At 51.5% G+C, this 5,636-nt stretch carries 2 tRNA genes and 3 rRNA genes; all 5 read left to right on the top strand.

The features are described from left to right. Positions 1–166: 166 nt before the first annotated feature. The 5 genes from DU508_RS23655 (at position 167) to rrf (ending at position 5,630) form a co-directional block, all read left to right on the top strand. Positions 167–1,688: ribosomal RNA gene (locus DU508_RS23655) — 16S ribosomal RNA — on the top strand. Between the two features lie 181 nt (positions 1,689–1,869). After that, positions 1,870–1,947 (top strand) — tRNA-Ile (locus DU508_RS23650). A 66-nt stretch (positions 1,948–2,013) separates the two neighbouring features. Then, a tRNA-Ala gene (locus tag DU508_RS23645) sits at positions 2,014–2,090 on the top strand. Positions 2,091–2,512: 422 nt separating this feature from the next. Continuing rightward, positions 2,513–5,390: ribosomal RNA gene (locus DU508_RS23635) — 23S ribosomal RNA — on the top strand. 128 nt (positions 5,391–5,518) lie between these two features. Beyond that, positions 5,519–5,630 (top strand): 5S ribosomal RNA (rrf, locus tag DU508_RS23630). Together the 16S, 23S and 5S rRNA genes with 2 tRNA genes alongside form the textbook arrangement of a ribosomal RNA operon. The last annotated feature ends 6 nt before the right edge of the window (positions 5,631–5,636 follow it).

The following is a 5,636-nucleotide window of genomic DNA, read 5'->3' as shown; positions in this document are numbered from 1 at the left end:
AGTTCTTAAAAGAGATGTCAATGTAGCGCAAGCGGGGTAATGAAGTACGGATTCAAGTACAGAGTTCCGAAGCTTGATTTTAAAGTCAATGTCTGACAGACATAACAAAAAAAGATGACCAATTTTAACATGGTTGAAAACTGGTCAGAATCTTACAACACATTTTACAATGGAGAGTTTGATCCTGGCTCAGGATGAACGCTAGCGGCAGGCCTAATACATGCAAGTCGAGGGGTAGAGGGGAGCTTGCTCTCCTTGAGACCGGCGCACGGGTGCGTAACGCGTATGCAACCTACCTCAATCAGGGGGATAGCCCGGAGAAATCCGGATTAACACCGCATAAGATCACCGCACGGCATCGTGCGATGATCAAACATTCATGGGATTGAGATGGGCATGCGTGTCATTAGCTTGTTGGCGGGGTAACGGCCCACCAAGGCGACGATGACTAGGGGATCTGAGAGGATGGCCCCCCACACTGGTACTGAGACACGGACCAGACTCCTACGGGAGGCAGCAGTAAGGAATATTGGTCAATGGAGGCAACTCTGAACCAGCCATGCCGCGTGCAGGAAGACTGCCCTATGGGTTGTAAACTGCTTTTATCCGGGAATAAACCTCTCTACGTGTAGGGAGCTGAATGTACCGGAGGAATAAGGATCGGCTAACTCCGTGCCAGCAGCCGCGGTAATACGGAGGATCCAAGCGTTATCCGGATTTATTGGGTTTAAAGGGTGCGTAGGCGGCCTGTTAAGTCAGGGGTGAAAGACGGTGGCTCAACCATCGCAGTGCCCTTGATACTGATGGGCTTGAATGGACTAGAGGTGGGCGGAATGAGACAAGTAGCGGTGAAATGCATAGATATGTCTCAGAACACCGATTGCGAAGGCAGCTCACTATGGTCCTATTGACGCTGAGGCACGAAAGCGTGGGGATCAAACAGGATTAGATACCCTGGTAGTCCACGCCCTAAACGATGAACACTCGCTGTTGGCGATACACTGTCAGCGGCTAAGCGAAAGCGTTAAGTGTTCCACCTGGGGAGTACGCCCGCAAGGGTGAAACTCAAAGGAATTGACGGGGGCCCGCACAAGCGGAGGAGCATGTGGTTTAATTCGATGATACGCGAGGAACCTTACCCGGGCTTGAAAGTTAGTGAAGCGTCCAGAGATGGATGCGTCCGCAAGGACACGAAACTAGGTGCTGCATGGCTGTCGTCAGCTCGTGCCGTGAGGTGTTGGGTTAAGTCCCGCAACGAGCGCAACCCCTATGTTTAGTTGCCAGCACGTCAAGGTGGGGACTCTAAACAGACTGCCTGTGCAAACAGAGAGGAAGGAGGGGACGACGTCAAGTCATCATGGCCCTTACGTCCGGGGCTACACACGTGCTACAATGGATGGTACAGAGGGCAGCTACATAGCGATATGATGCGAATCTCACAAAGCCATTCACAGTTCGGATTGGGGTCTGCAACTCGACCCCATGAAGTTGGATTCGCTAGTAATCGCGTATCAGCAATGACGCGGTGAATACGTTCCCGGGCCTTGTACACACCGCCCGTCAAGCCATGGAAGTTGGGGGTACCTAAAGTATGTAACCGCAAGGAGCGTCCTAGGGTAAAACCGATAACTGGGGCTAAGTCGTAACAAGGTAGCCGTACCGGAAGGTGCGGCTGGAATACCTCCTTTCTGGAGCAGAGTTGACTACTCGCTGCGCAACATGATACTCTTATATGAAGAAACAAAAAAGAAACACCCAGAAGAAATGACGGTTGTCCCAATGACCAACAAGACAACGGCACTGAAGCTAGGTTGGCAAAGGAAGCGGTGGCGGTGACATACTAACCCGCGACCAAGCGACCTGACAAGAAGTCCCGTAGCTCAGCCTGGTTAGAGCACTACACTGATAATGTAGGGGTCTCCAGTTCAAATCTGGACGGGACTACCATTGAAGGTGCCCAGTCGGCAATTGGCAGTGATGACACTGTGAACCGAAAGGCTGGAAACTGAATCTGGGGGATTAGCTCAGCTGGCTAGAGCGCCTGCCTTGCACGCAGGAGGTCAACGGTTCGACTCCGTTATTCTCCACCAGACAGGGTTGAAAGGTTGAGGGCGTGGGGCGAGACCCATGGCCGAGACAAAGAGACCACAACAAAAGACGACATCACCGGGATCGGTGATCCACATTGACATGATCAAAAAAGAAGAAAACGCCATGGGGCATATATGATATGGATTTATTGTATAAAACGGTTCGAGACCGCGGTTTTTACTAATAAGGCTGAAACGAGGCTTGGTTGGGGGAGAATGAAACCCTCTGCCTTCATGCCCTCCACCTTCAACCTTAACAAAGTTCTTTGACATATTGGAAGAAGTTAAAAAAGAAGAGCAAACAACGACAGGCGACTGTTGTGTTTGTGCTCACTTAACTGACATGCAAATGCTGGATAAGTGTGAGACATCACGACAAGAGCGAAAAAGCACACCATGCGGCGCAAAAGGCGCATGAGTGGAAGAAAGTAATAAAGAGTACACGGGGGATGCCTTGGCTCTCAGAGGCGATGAAGGACGTGATAAGCTGCGATAAGCTTCGGGTATTTGCAAATGGGAATTGATCCGAAGATCTCCGAATGGGGCAACCCGGCTGGTTGAAGACCAGTCACATGATATGAGCGAACCTGCCGAACTGAAACATCTAAGTAAGCAGAGGAAGAGAAAATAACAATGATTTCCTGAGTAGTGGCGAGCGAAAGGGAAAGAGCCCAAACCATCCATGTCACGGCATGGGTGGGGTTGTAGGACTACGACGTGGCATCAGCGAACAGAAGTGGAACGGGATGGGAATCCCGGCGATACAAGGTGATAGCCCTGTACACGTATAGAACGCTGGCCTAGTAGTATCCTGAGTACCGCGAGGTCGGAGACGCCTTGTGGGAATCTGCCGGCACCATCCGGTAAGGCTAAATACTCCTGAGAGACCGATAGTGAACCAGTACCGTGAGGGAAAGGTGAAAAGAACCCCGAACAGGGGAGTGAAACAGAACCTGAAACCGTGTACTTACAAGCGGTCGGAGCTGGCAGGTCCAGTGACGGCGTGCCTTTTGCATAATGAGCCTACGAGTTACTCCTCTCTGGCAAGGTTAAGTGCTTCAGGCACGGATCCGAAGCGAAAGCGAGTCTGAACAGGGCGCATAGTCAGAGGGGGTAGACGCGAAACCTTGTGATCTACCCATGGACAGGTTGAAGGTGCGGTAACACGTACTGGAGGACCGAACCGATAAACGTTGAAAAGTTTCCGGATGATCTGTGGGTAGGGGTGAAAGGCTAATCAAACTGGGAAATAGCTCGTACTCCCCGAAATGTTTTTAGGAACAGCGTGGACATTTAGTCTCATAGAGGTAGAGCTACTGATTGGGTGCGGGGGAGTCAAATCCTACCAAATCCAGACAAACTCCGAATGCTATGAGATATGGTCTGCAGTGAGGCGCGGGGTGCTAAGGTCACGCGCCGAGAGGGAAAGAACCCAGACCATCAGCTAAGGTCCCCAAGTCACGGTTAAGTTGAACTAACGAGGTCCGATTGCACAGACAGCTAGGATGTTGGCTTGGAAGCAGCCATTCATTTAAAGAGTGCGTAACAGCTCACTAGTCGAGCGATCGGGCATGGATAATAAACGGGCATGAAACCGTGCACCGAAGCTATGGGATTGAAATATATCGGTAGGGGAGCATTCCATGTGCGGCGAAGGTATCTGGCAATGGGTGCTGGAGCGCATGGAAAAGCAAATGTAGGCATAAGTAACGATAAGGCGGGAGAGAAACCCGCCCACCGAAAGGATAAGGTTTCCTGATCAACGCTAATCGGATCAGGGTCAGTCGGGACCTAAGGAGAACCCGAAGGGGAAATTCGATGGACAACGGTTTAATATTACCGTACTTTTTATGACTGCGATGTGGGGACGGAGTAGTGACACTGCCGCGATCTGACGGAATAGATCGTTGAAGGCCGTAGGTATATCGATGGCAGGCAAATCCGCCAACGATGCTGAAAGCTGATAGTACCGCGAGGCTCCGGCCGAGCGGATAGCGCAGGTAATCAGACTTCCAAGAAAAACCGCTAAGCCTCAGGTCATAAAAACCCGTACCGCAAACCGACACAGGTATCCGGGAAGAGGATTCTAAGGTGCTCGAGTGAATCATGGCTAAGGAACTCGGCAAAATGGCCCTGTAACTTCGGGAGAAGGGGCGCTGGCAGCAATGTCAGCCGCAGTGAAAAGGCCCAGGCGACTGTTTAACAAAAACACATGGCTTTGCAAAATCGAAAGATGAGGTATAAGGCCTGACACCTGCCCGGTGCTGGAAGGTTAAGAGGGGATGTCATCCGCAAGGAGAAGCATTGAATCGAAGCCCCAGTAAACGGCGGCCGTAACTATAACGGTCCTAAGGTAGCGAAATTCCTTGTCGGGTAAGTTCCGACCTGCACGAATGGTGTAACGATCTGGGCGCTGTCTCAGCCATGAGCTCGGTGAAATTGTGGTCCCGGTGAAGACGCCGGGTACCCGCAACGGGACGGAAAGACCCCATGCACCTTCACTACAATTTAACATTGACATTGGGCACAGGATGTGTAGGATAGGTGGGAGACTATGAAGCGGCGTCGCCAGGCGTCGTGGAGTCAACGTTGAAATACCACCCTTTCTGTGTTCGGTGTCTAATCCCTCTCTGAGGGAGACATTGTTTGATGGGTAGTTTGACTGGGGTGGTCGCCTCCAAAAAGGTAACGGAGGCTTTCAAAGGTAAGCTCAGTACGCTTGGTAACCGTACGTGGAGTGCAATAGCATAAGCTTGCTTGACTGTGAGACACACAGGTCGATCAGGGTCGAAAGACGGATATAGTGATCCGGTGGTTCTGCATGGAAGGGCCATCGCTCAAAGGATAAAAGGTACGCTGGGGATAACAGGCTGATCTCCCCCAAGAGCTCATATCGACGGGGAGGTTTGGCACCTCGATGTCGGCTCGTCACATCCTGGGGCTGGAGAAGGTCCCAAGGGTTCGGCTGTTCGCCGATTAAAGTGGCACGCGAGCTGGGTTCAGAACGTCGCGAGACAGTTCGGTCCCTATCTGTTGTGGGCGTAGGAATTTTGAGTGGGGCTGACCTTAGTACGAGAGGACCGGGTTGGACCAGCCTCTAGTGAATCTGTTGTTCCGCCAGGGGCATTGCAGAGTAGCTACGCTGGGAATAGATAAGCGCTGAAAGCATCTAAGTGCGAAACTAGCCACGAGATGAGAGTTCCATATCAGGACCGTGGAAGACTACCACGTCGATAGGTCACAGATGTAAAGGTGGCGACACCACAGTCGAGTGATACTAATCATCCGAGGCTTTCAAGGCAGACAGACCGTTGTTCGCTCTTCAGATTGACTTCTTTCAATAATGTTCAAGGTTCAAGGCCGAATGGCTCAAGGTCCGGGGTTACCCTCCACCTTCATGCCGTCCACCTTTTGCCTCAATAAAATATTCAGGTGCCTATATCGGTGGTGTCCACCTCTTCCCATTCCGAACAGAGAAGTTAAGCCCACCAGAGCCGATGGTACTGCGGTAACACGTGGGAGAGTAGGTCGGTGCCAAATCTTAAA

It is taken from the genome of Pedobacter chinensis (genome assembly GCF_003339865.1).
GTDB lineage: Bacteria > Bacteroidota > Bacteroidia > Sphingobacteriales > Sphingobacteriaceae > Pedobacter > Pedobacter chinensis.
This window is presented reverse-complemented; position numbering and strand designations above follow the sequence as displayed.